General features: G+C 59.1%; 19 protein-coding genes. 14 read left to right on the top strand and 5 right to left on the bottom strand.

Annotated elements, in window-relative coordinates; genetic code table 11:
• Positions 1-254 precede the first annotated feature (254 nt).
• From O3A94_14505 to O3A94_14515, 3 genes are read left to right on the top strand one after another with little or no spacing between them, the layout of a single operon-like run.
• Entirely contained in the window at positions 255-968 is a 714-nt protein-coding gene (locus tag O3A94_14505; protein ID MDA1357462.1) for a response regulator transcription factor, read from the top strand.
• Positions 940-2700, top strand: coding sequence for a stimulus-sensing domain-containing protein (locus O3A94_14510; protein MDA1357463.1), 1761 nt, complete (start codon positions 940-942; stop codon positions 2698-2700). The genes O3A94_14505 and O3A94_14510 overlap by 29 nt, the downstream gene beginning before the upstream one ends.
• Positions 2697-3737: a M23 family metallopeptidase gene (locus tag O3A94_14515; GenBank protein ID MDA1357464.1), complete on the top strand. Its 1041-nt coding sequence runs from the start codon at positions 2697-2699 to the stop codon at positions 3735-3737. Before O3A94_14510 ends, O3A94_14515 begins: the two co-directional genes overlap by 4 nt.
• A gap of 12 nt (positions 3738-3749) precedes the next feature.
• Here O3A94_14515 and O3A94_14520 read toward each other — a convergent pair whose 3' ends face one another.
• Both O3A94_14520 and O3A94_14525 read right to left on the bottom strand, forming a co-directional pair.
• On the bottom strand, positions 3750-3965 hold the full coding sequence (locus O3A94_14520) for a hypothetical protein (protein ID MDA1357465.1): 216 nt from the start codon (positions 3963-3965) through the stop codon (positions 3750-3752).
• Positions 3962-4447 (bottom strand): Hsp20 family protein, encoded by a 486-nt coding sequence (locus O3A94_14525; protein MDA1357466.1) that lies wholly within the window; start codon positions 4445-4447, stop codon positions 3962-3964. The genes O3A94_14520 and O3A94_14525 overlap by 4 nt, the downstream gene beginning before the upstream one ends.
• Before the next feature lie 296 nt (positions 4448-4743).
• On the opposite strand from O3A94_14525, the gene O3A94_14530 reads away from it, so the two are divergent.
• The 4 genes from O3A94_14530 to O3A94_14545 all read left to right on the top strand — a co-directional run bounded on the left by O3A94_14530 (position 4744) and on the right by O3A94_14545 (position 8688).
• Entirely contained in the window at positions 4744-6408 is a 1665-nt protein-coding gene (locus O3A94_14530) for a peptidoglycan-binding domain-containing protein (GenBank protein ID MDA1357467.1), read from the top strand.
• 70 nt (positions 6409-6478) lie between these two features.
• Positions 6479-7405 (top strand): DMT family transporter, encoded by a 927-nt coding sequence (locus O3A94_14535; GenBank protein ID MDA1357468.1) that lies wholly within the window; start codon positions 6479-6481, stop codon positions 7403-7405.
• Positions 7406-7518: 113 nt separating this feature from the next.
• Entirely contained in the window at positions 7519-8283 is a 765-nt protein-coding gene (locus O3A94_14540) for an SDR family oxidoreductase (GenBank protein ID MDA1357469.1), read from the top strand.
• A gap of 6 nt (positions 8284-8289) precedes the next feature.
• Entirely contained in the window at positions 8290-8688 is a 399-nt protein-coding gene (locus O3A94_14545; protein MDA1357470.1) for a metallopeptidase family protein, read from the top strand.
• On the opposite strand, the gene thpR is transcribed toward O3A94_14545, so the two are convergent.
• Positions 8685-9326: an RNA 2',3'-cyclic phosphodiesterase gene (thpR, locus tag O3A94_14550; protein ID MDA1357471.1), complete on the bottom strand. Its 642-nt coding sequence runs from the start codon at positions 9324-9326 to the stop codon at positions 8685-8687. The genes O3A94_14545 and thpR overlap by 4 nt on opposite strands.
• A 72-nt stretch (positions 9327-9398) precedes the next feature.
• Between thpR and O3A94_14555 the strand changes: the two genes are divergently transcribed.
• The 7 genes from O3A94_14555 to O3A94_14585 all read left to right on the top strand — a co-directional run bounded on the left by O3A94_14555 (position 9399) and on the right by O3A94_14585 (position 14861).
• The gene (locus O3A94_14555; protein MDA1357472.1) at positions 9399-10112 is read left to right on the top strand and encodes a Bax inhibitor-1/YccA family protein; all 714 of its coding nucleotides are present in this window, start codon (positions 9399-9401) and stop codon (positions 10110-10112) included.
• Positions 10113-10185: 73 nt separating this feature from the next.
• Positions 10186-11004 (top strand): alpha/beta hydrolase, encoded by an 819-nt coding sequence (locus O3A94_14560; protein MDA1357473.1) that lies wholly within the window; start codon positions 10186-10188, stop codon positions 11002-11004.
• 298 nt (positions 11005-11302) lie between these two features.
• The gene (locus tag O3A94_14565; GenBank protein ID MDA1357474.1) at positions 11303-12181 is read left to right on the top strand and encodes a DMT family transporter; all 879 of its coding nucleotides are present in this window, start codon (positions 11303-11305) and stop codon (positions 12179-12181) included.
• 80 nt (positions 12182-12261) lie between these two features.
• Complete coding sequence (locus tag O3A94_14570) at positions 12262-12762, top strand: pyridoxamine 5'-phosphate oxidase family protein (GenBank protein ID MDA1357475.1); 501 nt, start codon at positions 12262-12264, stop codon at positions 12760-12762.
• A gap of 105 nt (positions 12763-12867) precedes the next feature.
• Complete coding sequence (locus O3A94_14575; GenBank protein MDA1357476.1) at positions 12868-13512, top strand: hypothetical protein; 645 nt, start codon at positions 12868-12870, stop codon at positions 13510-13512.
• A 67-nt stretch (positions 13513-13579) separates the two neighbouring features.
• Positions 13580-14506: an MBL fold metallo-hydrolase gene (locus tag O3A94_14580; protein MDA1357477.1), complete on the top strand. Its 927-nt coding sequence runs from the start codon at positions 13580-13582 to the stop codon at positions 14504-14506.
• Positions 14507-14519: 13 nt separating this feature from the next.
• Complete coding sequence (locus O3A94_14585; protein MDA1357478.1) at positions 14520-14861, top strand: antibiotic biosynthesis monooxygenase; 342 nt, start codon at positions 14520-14522, stop codon at positions 14859-14861.
• On the opposite strand, the gene O3A94_14590 is transcribed toward O3A94_14585, so the two are convergent.
• Together O3A94_14590 and O3A94_14595 are read right to left on the bottom strand one after the other, a co-directional pair.
• Positions 14858-15889 (bottom strand): 2-oxoacid:ferredoxin oxidoreductase subunit beta, encoded by a 1032-nt coding sequence (locus O3A94_14590; protein MDA1357479.1) that lies wholly within the window; start codon positions 15887-15889, stop codon positions 14858-14860. The two genes, O3A94_14585 and O3A94_14590, sit on opposite strands and share 4 nt — an antisense overlap.
• A gap of 1 nt (position 15890) precedes the next feature.
• A complete protein-coding gene (locus O3A94_14595) occupies positions 15891-17780 on the bottom strand; it encodes a 2-oxoacid:acceptor oxidoreductase subunit alpha (GenBank protein ID MDA1357480.1) in 1890 nt (629 codons plus the stop codon).
• Between the last annotated feature and the right edge of the window lie 184 nt (positions 17781-17964).

A 17964-nucleotide genomic window follows, 5' to 3' on the forward strand; every position in this document is an offset into this window, starting at 1 on the left:
ACGGCATTTCAACAGCTTAATCTACGCTCACCGACCCTATCACGACACGCCGTGAATAATCCGGGCTAGGTGTTGGGCGCCGCACTTCTTGTTGCGGTTCAGCTGATTTACATCTCGATACGCACGCCTTACAGATCTAATTTTGCTGTGGGTTAAGAGCGATTCGCCGCAAATTTGCCGCATTCTGACCTATAGTTGCGGTTCGAACTTCGATTTGTGCAGGAATTGCACAGGAATTGCGCAGGAATGTTGGTGTGACCTCAACGATTGCCGTCATCGATGATGACCGGAATTTGCTCACCTCGGTGACGATCGCGCTTGAATCCGAAGGATTCGATGTGCGCGCGCATGGTGACGCCGTTGAGGGACTTCAGGATATTTTGCGCTGCCCGCCGGATTTGGCGATCCTCGATATCAAGATGCCACGCATGGATGGCTTGGAGGTTCTTCGCCGTCTTCGTCAGCAAAGCGATCTTCCGGTCATATTCCTGACCTCCAGGGATCAGGAAGCCGATGAATTAGAAGGTTTGCGGCACGGCGCCGACGATTACGTTTCCAAGCCGTTTTCGCTGCGTTTGTTGATCGAGCGTATTCGCGCGGTGATGCGCCGCAACCTGCCGCCGGGCGATGCGGCGCTGGGCGGGGATGGCGCCGGCGAGCTGGAGCCGCCGCTGATGCGCGGCGCGCTTGTACTCGATACGGTAAGGCATGCCTGTACATGGAATGGCGCGCAGGTCATCCTTACCGTAACCGAATTTTTGCTTCTCAAGGCGCTGGCACTCCGGCCTGGCCATGTGAAAAGCCGCAACCAATTGATGGATGCAGCTTATGATGATCAGACTTATGTTGACGACAGAACCATCGATAGCCACATCAAGCGCATCCGAAAAAAATTCAAAGCCGTCGATCCGGACTTCGCACAGATCGACACCCTCTACGGTGTCGGTTACAAATTCACCCAACTCTGAGGATATTTCCGGCGCCACGCCGCCGGAAATATCCCTGGATGAAACGGTGGCGGCCACTATCTCTCCCGCCCGCGCTTCTTCGCCTCAGCCGCCCGCCTCGCCACCTCTAGGACAGGCCGCTGCGCCGCCACGCCGCTGGCGCATTCCCGTCGCTTCCCTCACGGCGCGAATTCTCGCCATCAACGTCCTGGCGCTCGCCATAGTTGTTGGCGGGTTTTTCTATCTCGACCGCTACCAAAGTGATCTGTTTGATGCCAAGCTGGCTGGCCTCGCCCGCGAGGGCGCCTTGATCGCAGGCGCCCTCGGCGAAAGCGTGGTGGTTCTGCCTGACGGTGAGAATAGTTGGCTCGATCCCGAACTAGCCGGGCGGCTTATACAACGCCTCGCCCTTCCGCCCGGCACGCGCGCCCGCCTGTTCGACAGCCAAGGCATTTTGATTGTCGATTCCCTATTGCTCCCCGGCAGCTATGTGCAGACCAAGGAATTGCCGCCGCCGGTCGGCGGCGGTGCGCTCGGTCGGGCAGCCGTCGCTGTCTATGATTGGGTCATCACACATTTGCCACCGCGCACGCACGTGCCGCGACAATCCGAGCCGGCGCACGCGCGGGCGGCGGATTTCCCCGAGGCGGCGCGGGCCCTCGTGGGCGAGAACGCAAGTACCATTCGCGAAACAGAGGAGGGTGTACTCATCGGCGTAACGGCGCTTCCGGTGCAACCGCTCCGCCGGATCCAAGGCGCACTCTTATTATCAAGCGGCGCCGAGGACGTCGCGCGCAGCGTCCGCGATGTGCGCTTTACCATTCTCGAGGCCTTCGCGGTCGCCTTGGCCATTACGGTTCTGCTCTCGCTCTACTTCGCGCGCACCATCACCCGCCCGGTGCGCCGCCTCGCGGAAGCAGCAGAGCGGGTGCGGGCGGGGCGGGGGCGCAAGGTTTCCATTCCCGACTTTACTGCGCGTCGCGATGAGATTGGCGGCCTCTCCCGGGCGCTCAGGGATATGACGCAAGCGCTCTGGGTGCGCATGGATGCCATTGAGATTTTCGTCGCCGATGTTGCCCATGAGATCAAGAACCCCCTTAGCTCCGTCCGCAACGCAGTGGAGACCGCGCGCCGCGTACGCGACCCTGCGCAGCGCGACAAGCTGCTTGATATCGTCGGCCACGACATCACGCGTCTCGATCGCCTCTTAAGCGAGATCACCGATGCGTCGCGCATCGATACCGAAATGTCGCGTGCCGACGCACAAGCCATCGATATCGGCGCCGTGCTGATGACGCTGGTGGAGATGCACCGCCCAGCGTTCAGCGCCGAGGATCTCCGTCTCTGCTTCACCGCCGAGGACAAAGAACCGTTTATGGTATATGCGGTTGAGGATCGACTGGTGCAGGTTTTTCAAAACTTGCTCAGCAATGCCCGGTCGTTCAGCCCGCCTGGTGGCGAGATCGAAATTCGCCTGGCGCGGGCAAATGGTGAAATCCGCGTAGATATCGAGGACCAAGGCCCGGGCGTCGCCGAGGATTTGCGTGAGGCGATATTCGAAAGGTTCTACACGCTCCGACCCGAGAACGAGCCCTTCGGCGCACATTCGGGCCTTGGGCTCAGCATCTCGCGGCAAATCACCGCAGCGCATGGTGGCACAATTACCTGCACCAGTCGGCGGGCACATGATGGAGCGATTGAAGGTGCGCGCTTTACGCTATGCTTACCAGTTGCGGGAAGCGGGGAGAGATGATGCAGGCTGCCGACGCTATCAAGTACAGGGTGCTCACCGCCGTCTTCGCTGGCCTTGCGGCGCTACTAAGCGTTGGAGCGGTTGACGAGCGGGCGATGGCCGCACCGCCGGCGCTTGAGATTCCGGTTGCTTGCCAAGTTGGAAGCGAATGCTTCATCCAGTTTTATGTCGACCGCGATGCCAGCAAGGAAGTTGCCGATTATCGCTGCGGCGCCCTCAGCTATGACGGCCACAAGGGAACAGATTTTCGCCTTGTCGACTTGCCCGCCATGAGCCGCGGTACCGCGGTACGTGCCGCCGCCGCCGGCAAAGTGCGTGCGATTCGCGACGGTGAGCCAGATATCAGCGCCGACGAAAGCACGCGCTCGCTTGACGGTCGTGAGGCGGGAAACGCCGTTGTCCTCGTCCATGACGCCGGATGGGAGACGCAATACAGCCATCTCATGAAAGGCAGCATCACCGTTCGCACCGGCCAGCAGGTTCGAACGGGTGAATCGCTCGGCTTGATAGGTCTTTCTGGAAATTCCACCTTTCCTCATCTTGATTTCATCGTGCGGCATGACGGCAAAGTCGTTGATCCTTTCGGTGGCGGCCCGCCGCTCAACTGCTCTGACACAGGCGAGCGTTTGTGGTCAGCGACGGCGGCAAAGCAACTCACGTATTCGCCGGGCGCTGTGCTGCTGGCCGGATTCGCAGCGCAAATTCCCGAACGTCGCGGCGTTCGTCGTGGCGCGCATCGGGCACGCGATATCTCGACGCTCGCGCCATTATTGGTTTTCTGGGTGGATATGTTCGGTCTGGCTGCCGGAGATATCGAACGCTTTCGCATCGTAGCGCCAGATGGGTCGGTGGTGGCGGAACGAGAGCAGCGCATTGATAAATCCGCGCATCAGCATTTCCAAACGATCGGCCAGTTGCGGCCCGATCTGGGCGCGTGGCCGCCGGGAATTTACCGTGGTGAGTATTTGCTGTTGCGCAACATCGACGGCGAGAGCCGGCCGCTTATCGGCACAGTGCGCCAGGTCAACCTTCGATGAGTTTTCGCTGATTTAGTGGGCGCTGAACGGCTCCAGGCCATGCTGGCGTGCGGCGGCAAACGCGATGTCACGTTTGTCGGCAACACCGATAATCTCATTCGCGCCGTCCAAAATGACATAGCGCAATTTGCCTCCGAAGCTGCGGCGATCGATATAGGCGATATTGGATTCGCCCAAGCCGGTGAGAGTTGCGTGCAAATCCAGGGGATGGTCGGCTTTGATATTCATGATGCGCTCCTCCGTGTCCGGGCCGGGTCGTGGCCACCTTCAAACAAATTCGCTTTTTCGCCTGGCCTTGCCTGGCTTCGCTTGATTTCGACTGTGCGAACCGCTTGCGCCGGCACGGGCTGCACCAGGTCGATATTCAAAAGACCATTGTCGAGCGCCGCGCAATCAACTTCGATTGATTCGGCAAGCAAGAAGGTGCGGTGAAATCGCCGCGCGGCGATGCCGCGGTGCAAATAGACCGCATTGGGGTCGTCCTGCTGGCAGCCATGGATATGCAACTGGTTTTGCTCCACCGTCACCGACAGCTCGGCTTCTGTGAATCCCGCCACCGCTAGGCTGATTCTGAGACGATCATCTCCCGTCTGCAGAATGTTATATGGCGGATAGCCGTCATTGGAGGTCTTCGAGACGCGCTCGAGAATCTGTTCCAAATGATCGAACCCGAGTAAAAGCGGGCTATTGAACGGCGATAATCGTGTCATCGTCGGCACTCCTCCCCTCGAGCGAGTCATTCGACAACAAGACCGTTTTCACGCGCCCTTCACTGTCACCGATCGGCGCGCGGCACGGCCGTACCACAGGTTGGCCCGGTATTTCGGCGCCGCCTGCTCTAGCTATATGGGTGTGGGGTGGTGATATTCAATATGCTGGCGCGGCGCGTGCCGCTATTATCAGAGTGGTGAATTGGATTCAGCGGAGTTTTAATATTGTCCCGTACCGCCGCGCCAGCGCGGTGCTGGCTGGCGCGTGCCTGTTGCTCGCTGTGGGAGCTGACCGGGTGGCTGCAAAGACGCCCCTGATTGTACCCGCTGCGCACCCCTATACGATGCCGGTCGCCCTTAGTGATGCGGAGATTGATTCCGAGTCGCAGACCGGACGCTACAGTCTTCTGGTGCGCCAGATTCAACTCCGCCTCGCGGAACTTGGCCTCTATGGCGGGCGAATTGGCGGTGTGATGTCGGCTGAAACAGCTGAAGCCGTCCGCACCTATCAGCGCTTTGCCAATCTGCCGGTCGATGGCAAACCGAGTCACGAGCTGCTCGATAACCTCACTTCCGCCGCCGGTGAGGCGCAAGGTCTTCTGCTGCGTTTGGACCGATCTCAAGCCGATCAGATCGAACAAGCCCGCACCGTGCTTGAACAGGCGTTTGGGCCGAATTGGGCTATCGAGGCGCGGGCGGTCGTCGTGGGTGCCACGCCTGATTTGCAGGTGCTGAAGGCGCGAGCAGAGCGTTGCTATGGCGCCCCCGAGCCAGCTTGTCTGATCGTCGAGGCCGAGGTCGCGGCTGAAAGCGTGGAAAAGGACAATCTGCGCGATTGGGCGTTAAGCGATATTATCAGGGCGCAGGCCCGTATCGGCCAATCTGAAGAGGCGCTGCGCATCGCCAGGGCGATCAGCGATCCACGCTCTGTGATTGCCGCGTTGAGCGGAATCGCGGTCGCGCTGGCCGGGGCCGGGCGGACCGAAGAAGCACTGGCGGCAGCCCAGCAGGTGCCTGATGCAGTGCTCCGCGACAAGGCGTTGCGCGCCGTTGCTGAGGGTCAGCTGGCGGCCGGACGGCCCGATTTCGCCGAAGCAACGGCCTCTCTGATCGAAGCGCCACATGAGCGGCTTCCTACTTTGGTTTCTACCGCGCATAGCTATTTGGCTTTTGGTTATGACGAAGTGGCGCATGGCCTGGCGATGGAGGCCGAACGCCTGGCGGAATCCATCACGGCGGAGCTGTTCCGCGAGTGGGCGCTGAGTGAGTTGGCCTCGCTCATGGCCGCTGTCGGCGAAGGCGCTAAAGCCAATCTAATGTTCGCGCAGATTGGTTCGGCCAAGAACCGTGTGAAGACGCTGTGCGATATCGTTGTCGTGGAGCTTCGCGGCGGGCATGAGGATCGCGCCCGCAAGACACTGGATTTCGCACTCTCAACAATGGCAGGCATTTCACGGCCGCAGGAACGACAACAGGCGCGCGCCTGTCTTGCCGCATCCCATGCCTCATTAGCGGAGTTTGATAAGGCTTTGAAGCAGGCGAGCGGCATTGAATTTGGCTACACCCATTCCTTTGTCCTCAATCGTATCGTGCTGGCCATGGTGCGCCATGGCGACACGGCGGAGGCAGAGGATCTGGCTGAGACCATTCAGGATGAAAAACAGCGTATCAGTACATTCGTCACGATGAGTGGTATCGCTCGCAAGGATGGCAATTCGCAAGCAGCGGCACGGCTCAGCGCGCGCGCGATCAAGTATGCTCGTGAACTAAAAATACCGCTCGACAAGGCTTTTGTGCTCGCCGATTTGGCAACGGCGCAAGCTGCGGGCGGCGAAGTAGAGGCCGCGCGCGCCACACTCAGTGAGGCGGTCGCCATTGCGGCAAAGATTGTCGACCCGTGGGCGCGGGCGCGGGCGCTCAGCAAGGCGGCATCCTCGCTGGTCGCAATTAATGGCATATAGGTTTCTGCCGGCTGACGGGTCCACCGAGATCGCGGGCGCCGCTGGGCGCATAAGCCTGGGCGCATAAGCAATGACGTTGCCTAAGCCAGGGGTAGACGGCACCCGCTTCTTCCGCCCGCCGGTAGAGGCGGCACTGCTGATGATTTTCACCTGCGCGTGCTTTTCCGGCATGTCGGCGATCATCCGCGACCTTTCCAGCGAGATATCACCGTTTCAGATCGCCTTTTTTCGCAACGCTATCAGCCTTATCTTTCTAGTCCCCCTGATGTGGCGATTGGGCTTTGAGATACCCACCGGGCCGACGCTCAAGGCATATGGTATTCGCGCCACAATTGGCATCTGCGCCATGTGGGTGTGGTATTCGGCGCTCAGCGTCACCCCTCTGGCAGAGGCTATCACGCTCAATTTTACCGTCGCGCTGTGGATGATCCCGGTGGCAATTCTATTGTTAGGTGAAAAGGTCGGGGCGCGCCGCTGGGGTGCCACTCTGGTCGGGTTTTGCGGCGTCCTAATCATTATGCAGCCAGGTTCGGAATCTGTGAACCTGGGCAGTTTCTTGGCCATTCTCGCTGCCTTATTGTTCGCTATTTCGATGGCCCTGGTGCGCATTCTGGCGCGCACACAAAGGCCGATCGCCATTGTCTTTTATATGAATGTTTTGATGACGCCGCTCTCGCTCGGACCCGCCATCGCGGTTTGGACGATGCCCGATCTGGCGCAGTTGGGATGGTTGGTTTTGGTCGGCTTGATAGCCACGGTCGCCCATTTCGGCATGGCGCGGGCGCTGTCGCTGGTCGAAGCATCGTCGGTCGTTCCGCTTGATTTTACCCGCCTGCCGTTTGCCGCCGCGATTGGTTATTTCGGGTTTGGCGAGGTGCCAGACGTGTGGATCTGGCCCGGTGCGGCGCTGATCGTGGCAAGCGCTCTTTATATCGCGCGCCGCGAGGCGCAATTGCAGCGCAGCGTCATTGCAGCGCCGACCGGCGCGGGCGAATGAGGAACAGGTAGCCCGCACCCTTGTGTCGGTGGATTCCAACCGCCGGCTTCTGCTATGAAACCCGCGCGCGGGTGCGCACACAATAAAACGCACATAATAAAAGGGGACGGAAGATGGAGCTAAAAGGACAAACCGCCTACATCACGGGCGGCGCATCGGGTCTTGGTGAAGCGACGGCGCGCCTGTTCGCGGCCGCCGGGGCGACGGTCGGCGTGCTCGATATGGACGAGGATTTGGCGCGTTCGGTAGCCGGCGCGCTGGGTGGTGCGGCGGCAATATGCGATGTCACCGATGCGGCCAGCCACGAGGCAGGCATGGCGAGCTTGCGCGCGGCCATCGGCCCGGCTCGCATCTTAGTCGCCTGTGCCGGCATCGCGACGGGCGCCAAATTGATCGCCAAGGACGGCGCCGCGACGCCGCTGGACCGGCTAACAAAGGCGATCCAAGTCAATCTCATCGGCACGATAAATTCCATGCGCCTGGCTGCTGCCGATATGGCGGCGCTCGATCCGTTGGAAGATGGTGAGCGTGGCGTCATTGTGACCACCTCCTCGATCGCCGGTTTCGAGGGACAGATTGGGCAGGGTGACTATTCGGCTTCGAAGGGCGGCGTCGCGGCAACGGCGATTACCTTCGCGCGCGAATTGGCGCGCAACGGCATCCGCGTCAATTGCATCTCACCGGGTCTGATGGATACGCCCATGATGGCGGGTCTGCCCGACCCAGTGCGCGAATCGTTGATCGAGACCACGGTCTATCCCAAGCGCCTTGGTCACGCCAGCGAGTATGCCGCGCTGGCCAAGCACATTGCCGAAAACCGCTATATCAACGGCACGGTGATTCGGCTCGACGGCGCGCTCCGCATGGCGCCAAGATAGGTCTATATGGTTGCCGGCGGCGGAACAGCGCCCGCGCTGGGCGACATCGAGGAGATCGCCGCAAAAGCCTATGAGACGATTCCTGAAGTGCTCAGGGCGCGCGCCGACGACGTGCGCATATGTGTCGAGGAATTTCCCAGCGAAGAAATCATGCGCGAGATGGCGCTGGAGTCCCCGTTTGATCTCCTCGGTCTTTATCACGGCGTGCCGTTCGGCGAATCAAGCGTGAGCGATATGCCTCACGATATCGATATGATCTTCCTTTACCGGAGACCTCTGCTGGACTATTGGGTGGAGAGCGGCGAGCGCCTCGAAGGTGTGGTGCGCCATGTGCTGATTCACGAAATCGGCCATCATTTCGGTTTCTCTGACGCCGATATGGAGCGCATCGAGGAGGCAGGTTAGGCGTCCGGTTCGGCCACTTCCTCCCCGCCCCACATTGCCGCGGCGTCGAGCAGCGGATAACTCGCTTCTATTCGGTGCAGGGCGCCTTGCGGGCGCAAACGACTCGAATAAAGGTGAAATTGGGTTATCAGGAAGGGCTCGGTGCGAAACAGCGCATGGCTTGCGAGAAATTCTCCAACCCGTGCCACCGCCAGGCCGCGCTTGAACCGGGCAAGTGTAATATGCGGCGCGAATTTGCGCCGCTCCGGTTCCAGGCCGATCGCCTCGAGCGTCGCGGCGACTTGTCTGCGGAGGCGCAACAGCAGGGGCGCTTCCTCGATTCCGGCCCACAGGGTCTTGGCCGGGCCGCGCGGTGGAAAATAGCCGACCCCCTGAAGCACGAGATCGAAGGCCGGCGCCTCGATCTCGGCAAGGGCGTACTGGATTTCTTGCAGCAAACCGTCGTCGACGTCGCCGATGAAGCGGAGCGTGAGATGGAACGGGGCGCTATCGGCCCATTTCGCGCCACTCACGCCGTGGCACAAGCTGATCAAGCTATCATTGACCACGGGCGGCATATCAAGGGCGACGAAAATACGATGCATCGCGCTGATGTTATGCCCAAAGCGGCGGTCATCGATACGCGAATACAATCTCAATCGTTGAAAAATCACCTTTTCGGCCCTATATAAGCCGAAGGAATTCTGAAATTTAACGTGAGGACACATTCCATGGCCATTGGCTCGGAACGTCGCCCGTTTGGGACGACATTGACTCAGACTCAGGTCGATGAGGGTCTGCGCAGTTACATGCTGCGTGTGTACAACTATATGGGCTCGGGCCTCGCGCTCACCGGCATCGTCGCCTATGTCGTTGCGCATACCAGTCTCTATCAAGCCCTATTCGGCTCTGGCATCGGCTTTATCGTCATGCTCGCGCCGCTTGGCATCGTGTTTTTCATGGGCGCGAAGATGAAAACCATGAAACCGAGCACCGCACAGACCTTGTTCTGGGTATTTTCCATGCTGATGGGCGCATCGCTGTCCTACCTATTCCTCACCTATACGGCGACCAGCATTGTGCGCGTGTTCTTTATCACCGCCGCGACGTTTGGCGCGATGAGCCTCTATGGGTACACCACCAAACGCTCTTTGGCGCGCTGGGGTTCGTTCCTCTTCATGGGAGTGATCGGCGTCCTCATCGCCTCGGTTGTGAACATCTTCATGCAGTCTTCGGTGATGCATTTTGTCATCTCTATCGTCGGCGTGCTGGTGTTCACCGGCTTGACCGCCTATGACACCCAGCGCATCAAGCAGTCCTACGTGGAATCTGATGGCCAGGCGGTGATGACCAAGAAAGCCATCATGGGCGCGCTCCACCTCTATCTAAATTTCATCTTGATGTTCCAGTTTATGTTGATGTTGTTCGGCGGCGGGCGCGAATAGCTGGCCGAAGCATAGAGACGAAAACACCCGGCTCGTCGTGCCGGGTGTTTTTTTGTCTTTCGAGGAAAAGATAATGAACAACTGGCTTTGGGGCGGCGTCGCGGCGGCAGTGGGCGCGTATGGGGTGGTGCTTGGTGGCGCCTTTGCCGGACAACGCCGCCTTATGTACTTCCCTGATTCGGAGCGCCCGAGCCCGCAACTGAGTGGCGTGCCGGAGATGGCGGAAGTCGCGCTCGAAACGAAAGATGGCCTTTCTCTCCTCGCGTGGCACCGTCCGCCAGCCAGCGCGGCGTTCCCCACCCTGGTCTATTTCCATGGCAATGCCGGCAATATCGGCATGCGCGCCCATAAGGTGCGGCCCTATCTCGATGCCGGTTTTGGCGTGCTACTCACCACCTGGCGGGGGTACAGCCGCAATCCAGGCAAGCCCAGTGAAGACGGGCTCTATCATGATGGCCGCGCCGCCCTGGATTTCTTAAAGGCGGGGGGCGTGGCGCCGGAAAGCATCGTGCTTTACGGCGAATCGCTCGGCACCGGTGTTGCGGTGCATTTAGCTGAGGAGCAGGCGGCAGCCGCGCTAGTGCTCGAAGCGCCGTTCAGCTCGATCGCCGATGTCGCTCAGGCGCGCATGCCCTTGCTGCCGGTCAAATCCCTGCTGCTCGACCATTTCGATTCGGTAAGCAAGATCGCTGCTGTCGCGGCACCGACCCTGATCGTGCATGGCGCCCAAGACGGCACCATACCGCTCCGCTTCGGAAAAAAGCTGTTCGCCGCGGCGAGCGAGCCCAAAACGCTGCATGTCTATCCCGAGGCCGGGCACAATGATCTTTATGAGCATGGCATGGCCGCCCTTGTGATCAAATTTCTCGGCGCCGCACTCAGGTTTTCGTAATCGAGGCGCCACAGCGCTATACTCGTCCAGTATCCCACCAACCATAACCGACAAATCTTCATCCCTTATGATCATCGGGTGTCCCTCATGCCGAGCGCGCTTCCGCGTCGGCCCGCAAGCGCTCGGGCGGTCAGGCCGAAACGTGCGCTGTGCTAAATGTGGGCATCTCTGGCATCAGTCACCGCCAGACAAGCCGGCTGAACCGGTTGCGCCGACCAACCAGTTTCTAGGCATCCGTCCGCCCGATATACAGGCCGGTTCGGCCTCTGCGGGAATGCGCCTGTTACCGACAGCGATGATGCTCGCTTGCGGAATCATGTTCGGCTTGATTTTTTCTCTCAACCGCATCGCGGCCAATGATGGCATCCCATTTATTCCCTACGCGTTTTGGCAGGCGGTCGGTGCCGGGCTGCAACTGTTGGCTATGTCCTTCATCTTCCGTCGTCCGCCGGGTCTTTCGCTGCGCTACCTTCAGGGATACGTCATCTTGGGCTCGGTTGGCTTGGCATTTCCGATGTTGATATTGAACTATGTCGCCGCCAAATTGCCCGCAGGGGTTGTGGCATTGCAGTTAACCTTAGTGCCGATGCTGACCTACGCGTTCGCACTTGTTTTGCGGATCGACAAAGTGAACGCGTTCAAACTAGCCGGATTGGGATTTGGCCTTTCGGCAGTCCTCGTGATCGTGCTGCCAAAGGCCGGCCTGCCCTCGCCTGATATGGCGGTCTGGGTGCTGGTCTCGTTTCTGACGCCGATCTTTTATGCCGTGGCGAATGTATTGATTCCGCTGGTGCGCGCACCGCAATCCTCTTCCCTGGCGGTCGCCGCCGCGATGACGTTAACGGGCGCCATTTTTCTGGGCCTGGTGATGGTGGCGACCGGCGAATGGTGGTGGTTCGAAGGCGGCGTGAGTGCCATGCGGGATGGCGAGCTGGCTTTGATCGCGGTCGCGCTGGTATTAGCGCCATTTTTCTGGCTCCTGTTTGAAACGATCCGTCTCGCGGGCCCGGTTTTCTTCTCGGTACAAAATTATGTCGCCACGGTGACCGGAATAGGTTGGGGCATGCTGATTCACGGCGAAGCGCACAGCCTGTGGATATGGCTTGCACTGGTACTGCTGTTCTGTGGTCTGGCCCTGGTTATTTTTGGCAGTTTCCGGACGGAGACCAGGCGCTGAGCGCCACGGCGGCGCTTCCTTGTGCCTGATTTACAACGACTATAATTTATTTATCAGCGGCAGAATGAAGGAGCACCAACATGGCGATGACATCGGACTCAGGTCGTGGAATGACCATAGAAGAACGCGACGCGTTCCTCATATCGGGCGCAATTTTTGCCAAGATCGCGACCACAATGGACGACGGATGGCCGGTAATGAGTCCAGTTTGGTATGACTGGCTGGTGGACGAGCAGGCGTTTCTGGTGGTTAGCAAGGAACGCACAAGCATGGTGCGCAACCTGCGCCGCGACCCGCGCTGCGGCGTCCTCGTCGACAATCCCACCACACCTTATAAAAGAGTCAGCGTTCAGGGTGAAGTGGAGTTCCTACCCGATGATTTTGATTGGATTCCGCCGGCCCGCGGCATGGCCGAGCGCTACCTCGGCCTTCCCGGGGTCGCATATGCGGAAACAACATTTGGATTTCCCCGTGTGCCGTTCTATGTCCGGGCAAAAAAAATCACGACCTGGAACGGCGAGGGGTTCGACCGCACCTTCACCGCTGATACGACCTGGCGTGACGCGCCACCGCCAAAGTGACAAACCAAACCGTGCGGTACCTTACCGTGCGTCAATTGACGCCCTGCCGGCGATCAATCAGACTGTGCATGAATCTTGGCTGAATAAGTGAATTAGGTGAGCGACATGGAATCTTCAACGGAATTCTATGACGGGCTGATCACCTCGATAGAGGAGAGTCAGGCAAACGCGCCCTCAGAGGCAGCGACATTCTTTGCGAGTGGCGAATTCAGTGAGGGGCAGCTTATCGAGTTTCTCAAATTTCAAGCTTATTACGAGCGCCGCGCTGCAGAATTCATCGCCGGCTGGCTTCCGCATACGCCGGAGATCGACATATTCGGGATGTTGGCGCAACAGATCAGGGATGAAGCAGTTCACTATCAACTCCACATGAAATCCCTATCGCAACTCGGCGTTGACACAATTGACGACTACCAGCTTGAACCCGAATGGTCCGCGTGGATCGACCAATGGTATCCGAGTGGTGATGACACGATCGAGCGCGTCGCCGCGCACAACGTCACGGGTGAACTCGGCGCCTACAAATCGTTCGAGGAAGTTTACGATCTGGTTCCCAAATTCGTGCAGGAAACCATCGACCGCATCATCCCGGACGAAAGATTTCATATGAAGCTCGGCAAACAATGTATCAAAAAATACTGCGTTACGGAGGACCAGCAGCAGCGGGTCCGCAAACGGGTAGATCAGACGCTTGTGCTGCAACAGCGTGCGCGCGTCGCCTTTAATCGGCGCATGGCAGCGGCGGCTTAGCGGCGCCGTATCCACCACGGCAGGCGCGGCACCCCATCACGAACCCGTCTTTTAAGAGGACCATATCTTGACCACCGCCAACAAAGGTCGCCCAGCTGCAGTTGAGGGAGAAGCGTTCTCGGCGGGGCGCGCTGGCTCACCTGACGAGACCGGGGTCTCGGATCTTTCCGAGCTTGGCCCACCACCTTGGCGGCCAATCTGCATGACATGCGGCGTGCAGTTCGCGCCAACCGATGTTGCCATCGACGTTTGCCCAATCTGCGCCGACGAGCGCCAATATATTGGTTGGAACGGCCAGCAATGGACGACCCTAGATCGGTTGCGTCAAAACCCGCGTGGCAGCGAACTTCATATAGAAGAGCCTGGGCTAACTAGCCTCGATACCGTGCCGGCGACGTCCATCGGTCAACGTGCCTATCTGATCGACACACCCGAGGGCACGATTATTTGGGACTGCACGACTTATTTCGATGACGAGACACTCGATCTCATCCGCTCGCGTGGCCCTGTGCTGGCTATGGCGATTTCACACCCGCACTTCTACGCCTCAATGAGTTCGTGGGCCGAAGCGCTCGATATCCCGGTGTACATACATGCCGCGGATCGTGACTGGGTGATGGATCCCAGCGACCACTTGGTTTTTTGGCAAGGCGAGACACTCGACCTCACGCCTGGTGTTACCCTTATCCAACTTGGCGGCCACTTCACCGGTTCTGCCGCGCTGCACTGGGCAAACACGGCGGACGGCCTTGGCGCCTTGGTCACCGGAGACACGATCAAGACAGTGATGGACCGGCGCTATGTCGGTTTCATGTACAGCGTCGTAAATTTCATCCCGATGGGCCCCACGGCGGTGAAAGAAATCGTTCGCCGACTTGCGCCCTTCGAGTTCGACAGGATTTATTCGTTGTGGTCGGGACATATGGTGCCGTCCGACGGCAAGGGCGCCATCATCCGTTCGGCGGCGCGGCATCTCGAATTTATTCAACAGTAGGAATGAATTCTTGATGACCGACGGCGCGCAACACAGCGACATATTTCAAGTCATCGGGCGGTTCAATCTGCGCTCCGGCACGGAAGCAACATGGGACGCCGCCTTTCGCGAGCGCATCGGGGAAGCCGCCTCGGCACCGGGCTGGTTGGGTGTCGCATCCTGGGTGCCGGTCGCGCACCCATCGCAGCGAATCGTGGTCGGGCGCTGGCGCGCGACCGCGGATTTCGACGCCTGGACTCAGACCGAGAGTTACGTCCGCACTAAACAAATACTCGATTCATGTCAGACGTCCGCGCCCGACATCGAGTGGTTCCGTTCAGCTAGTATCCTTGATGAGGCGCCGGCGCCGGGCTAATTCGGCTCGACCGTCCAGGTATGGCCGCTTTGCAGCAGGCTGTTCAAGCTCGCTTGTGGAGCCTTTTTCTTGGCGTCTTCGATTTGCCGCCCTACGGCAGCCTCGTAGCTTTCCGTCGGGTTGCAGTAAAGTACGCCAATAGCGACAGGAAAATCCGGTGCTTCCATGCGGGCGAGCCATCCTGCCAGAGTGCGATTGGTCTCGTCATGAATTAGCACATCCTCCAGCGTGACGCCGTTCTCGCCAATGGTCACCACTTCAAGGTCGAGAATATCGTGATTAACGCGAATGCCTCTGTTGCCTTCGGCGCCGAAGATCAGCGGCTTGCCGTGCTCAACATGGAGTTGAGTATCGCGCGCGGTTTTTTTCTCGGTAAAGTCGCTGAAGGCGCCGTCATTATAGACGATGCAATTTTGGAAAATCTCTACGAACGACGCGCCCTTGTGCTCATGCGCGCGTTTCAGAACCATTGGCATATGTTTTTGATCGGTATCGACCGAGCGGGCGACGAAGCGCGCACCAGCGCCGAGCGCAAATGAGGTTGCCGAGACCGGGTGATCGACGGAGCCCATTGGCGTAGATGGTGAGAGGGTGCCCTCACGAGAGGTTGGCGAATACTGCCCTTTGGTGAGGCCGTAAATTTCGTTATTGAAGAGAAGAATATTGAGATCGACATTGCGCCGAACCGCATGCAGCGTGTGATTGCCGCCGATCGAAAGCATGTCGCCGTCGCCACCGACCACCCACACATCCAGATCTGGGTTGGCGAGTTTCACGCCAGTGGCAATTGCCGGCGCGCGGCCGTGAATGGTGTGGAAGCCGTAGGTCGCCATGTAATACGGAAAGCGTGCGGCGCAACCAATGCCTGATACGAACACCACATTCTCGGTGGGCGTGCCGATTTCGGCCAACGCCTTGCGTACAATCTTGACGATCGCGTAGTCGCCGCAACCCGGGCACCAGCGAATTTCCTGGTCCGATGTGAAGTCCTTGGCAGTTAGGTCCGCTGCGGCTGCAATATCATTCATCTTACTTCTCCAAGCTGGCACGAATGCCGTCTTCGATTTCGACAATCCGGAACGGCTTTCCGGTTACCTTGTGTAAGCCTTCCGCCGGCGCCAGAAAGCGGTCGCGCAGGATCGTGGAAAGTTGGCCCATATTCATCTCTGGCACCAGCACCTTGTCGAAGCGGGCCAGGAGCTCGCCGAGATTCCTAGGCATCGGATTTATATAGCGCAAATGGATATGGCTCACCGCCTTGCCCTCGGCCCGCAAATTCTTGACTGCGGTGCGGATCGGCCCATAGGTCGAGCCCCAGCCAATCACCGCTAATTGGCCGCTATCGGCGCCCACTTCAACGGTCTGCAACGGGATGTCATCGGCGATGCCTTCGATCTTGCCGATCCGGACATTGGTCATGCGTTGGTGGTTTTCCGGATCGTAGGAGACGTTGCCACTGTCATAGGCCCGCTCCAAACCACCGATGCGGTGTTCTAGGCCAGGCGTGCCGGGCTTGACCCAGGGCCTCGCCAGCGTCTTGTCGTCGCGCATAAACGGCTGGAAGCCCGCACTCTCGGTACGGAAATCGACCTTGAACGGCTCGAAATGATCGGCGTCCGGTACCCGCCAGGGCTCGGCCGCGTTGGCGATATAGGTGTCGCTGAGGATAATCACCGGAGTCATGTATTTGGTCGCAAGGCGCACTGCTTCAATCGCCACATCGAACGAATCAGCGGAGGAATGCGCCGAGAGAACGACGAGCGGCGAATCGGCGTTGCGGCCATACACGGCAAGGTAGAGGTCGGATTGTTCCGTCTTGGTGGGCATGCCGGTGGAGGGTCCGGCACGTTGAGTATTGACCACGATGAGCGGCAATTCGGTGGCGATGGCGAGGCCGATCGCCTCGGTCTTGAGAGCGATGCCCGGCCCGGAACTGGAGGTTACGCCGAGCGCGCCAGCATAGGAGGCGCCGATCGCGGCGCCGACCGCAGCAATTTCATCTTCTGCCTGAAAGGTGGTCACGCCATAGGATTTCAGCCGCGCCAGAACATGCAGAAGGCCCGATGCCGGCGTAATCGGATAGGAGCACATCATAATATTGAGGCCGGCCAACCGGGCGCCGGCGACAAGGCCCCATGCGGTGGCTTCGGTACCGGTGACCGTGCGGTAAATGCCGGGTTCGAAGTCTGCCGGCTGGATGGTGTAGCCGCGCACGCCGTCAGGCATTTCCGCCGTTTCGCCGAAGGCGTGTCCGGCTTTAAGCGCGGCAATATTGGCCTCGGCCACGTCAGGCAATTTCTTGCGGAATTTGCCCTCCAGCCAATCGGAAGTTGGCGCCAAGTCGCGGTCGTACATCCAGCTGATCAGCCCCAGCGTCCACATATTCTTGCAGCGCAGGCCATCGCGCTTATTCACCGCGGTACCGCTTACCGATTCCAGAGTCAGACGGGAAATGTCGATGGGAAAGATGCGGTATTTTTCGAGGCTGTCGTCTTCAAGCGGATTGCTCTTATAGCCGGCTTTCTGAAGGTTTTTTTCACTGAAAGATCCGGAATCGACAATCACCAACCCGCCCGGTTTGACCTCTTCGATATTGACGATCAGCGCCGCCGGATTGAGCGCGACCAGCACATCCGGCGCATCTCCCGAAGTTAAAATCAAACCGGAGCCGAAATTGATTTGAAAGGCTGACACGCCATAGGTGGTACCGAGAGGCGCGCGGATTTCAGCTGGAAAATCGGGAAAGGTCTCGAGATCCAGTCCGGCGACCGCCGTGGCATCGGCAAACCGCGAGCCTGTCAATTGGATGCCGTCTCCGGAATCTCCGGCAAAGCGCACCACGACCGCATCGAGCTCTTCGCGCGGAACTTCAGCCAATTTCAACGCCGCATTTCCATCCGAACTCACGACACTCTCCATAGATTGGATGAATAAAACACCGGGACAATTTTATAATCATCCGGTTAGTCAGTACATATGCCTAATCTGCAGATTCGTCCACCGTTCAAAGGGTCAAATCACAGTGAAACAGGAGTGAAACCGGAGTGAAACCCGTGCGAAAACCGAGTAAAAACAGTGTGAAACTGGAGTGAAACCGGCGCAA

The organism is Pseudomonadota bacterium, assembly GCA_027624955.1.
Lineage (GTDB): Bacteria > Pseudomonadota > Alphaproteobacteria > UBA828 > UBA828 > PTKB01.

Coding starts and splice junctions, on each gene's coding strand:
- O3A94_14515 (MDA1357464.1), top strand. CDS start 2,697: ATGATGCAGGCTGCCGACGCTATCAAGTACAGGGTGCTCACCGCCGTC.
- O3A94_14520 (MDA1357465.1), bottom strand. CDS start 3,965: ATGAATATCAAAGCCGACCATCCCCTGGATTTGCACGCAACTCTCACC.
- O3A94_14525 (MDA1357466.1), bottom strand. CDS start 4,447: ATGACACGATTATCGCCGTTCAATAGCCCGCTTTTACTCGGGTTCGAT.
- O3A94_14535 (MDA1357468.1), top strand. CDS start 6,479: ATGACGTTGCCTAAGCCAGGGGTAGACGGCACCCGCTTCTTCCGCCCG.
- O3A94_14540 (MDA1357469.1), top strand. CDS start 7,519: ATGGAGCTAAAAGGACAAACCGCCTACATCACGGGCGGCGCATCGGGT.
- O3A94_14545 (MDA1357470.1), top strand. CDS start 8,290: ATGGTTGCCGGCGGCGGAACAGCGCCCGCGCTGGGCGACATCGAGGAG.
- O3A94_14555 (MDA1357472.1), top strand. CDS start 9,399: ATGGCCATTGGCTCGGAACGTCGCCCGTTTGGGACGACATTGACTCAG.
- O3A94_14560 (MDA1357473.1), top strand. CDS start 10,186: ATGAACAACTGGCTTTGGGGCGGCGTCGCGGCGGCAGTGGGCGCGTAT.
- O3A94_14565 (MDA1357474.1), top strand. CDS start 11,303: ATGCTCGCTTGCGGAATCATGTTCGGCTTGATTTTTTCTCTCAACCGC.
- O3A94_14570 (MDA1357475.1), top strand. CDS start 12,262: ATGGCGATGACATCGGACTCAGGTCGTGGAATGACCATAGAAGAACGC.
- O3A94_14575 (MDA1357476.1), top strand. CDS start 12,868: ATGGAATCTTCAACGGAATTCTATGACGGGCTGATCACCTCGATAGAG.
- O3A94_14585 (MDA1357478.1), top strand. CDS start 14,520: ATGACCGACGGCGCGCAACACAGCGACATATTTCAAGTCATCGGGCGG.
- O3A94_14590 (MDA1357479.1), bottom strand. CDS start 15,889: ATGAATGATATTGCAGCCGCAGCGGACCTAACTGCCAAGGACTTCACA.
- O3A94_14595 (MDA1357480.1), bottom strand. CDS start 17,780: ATGGAGAGTGTCGTGAGTTCGGATGGAAATGCGGCGTTGAAATTGGCT.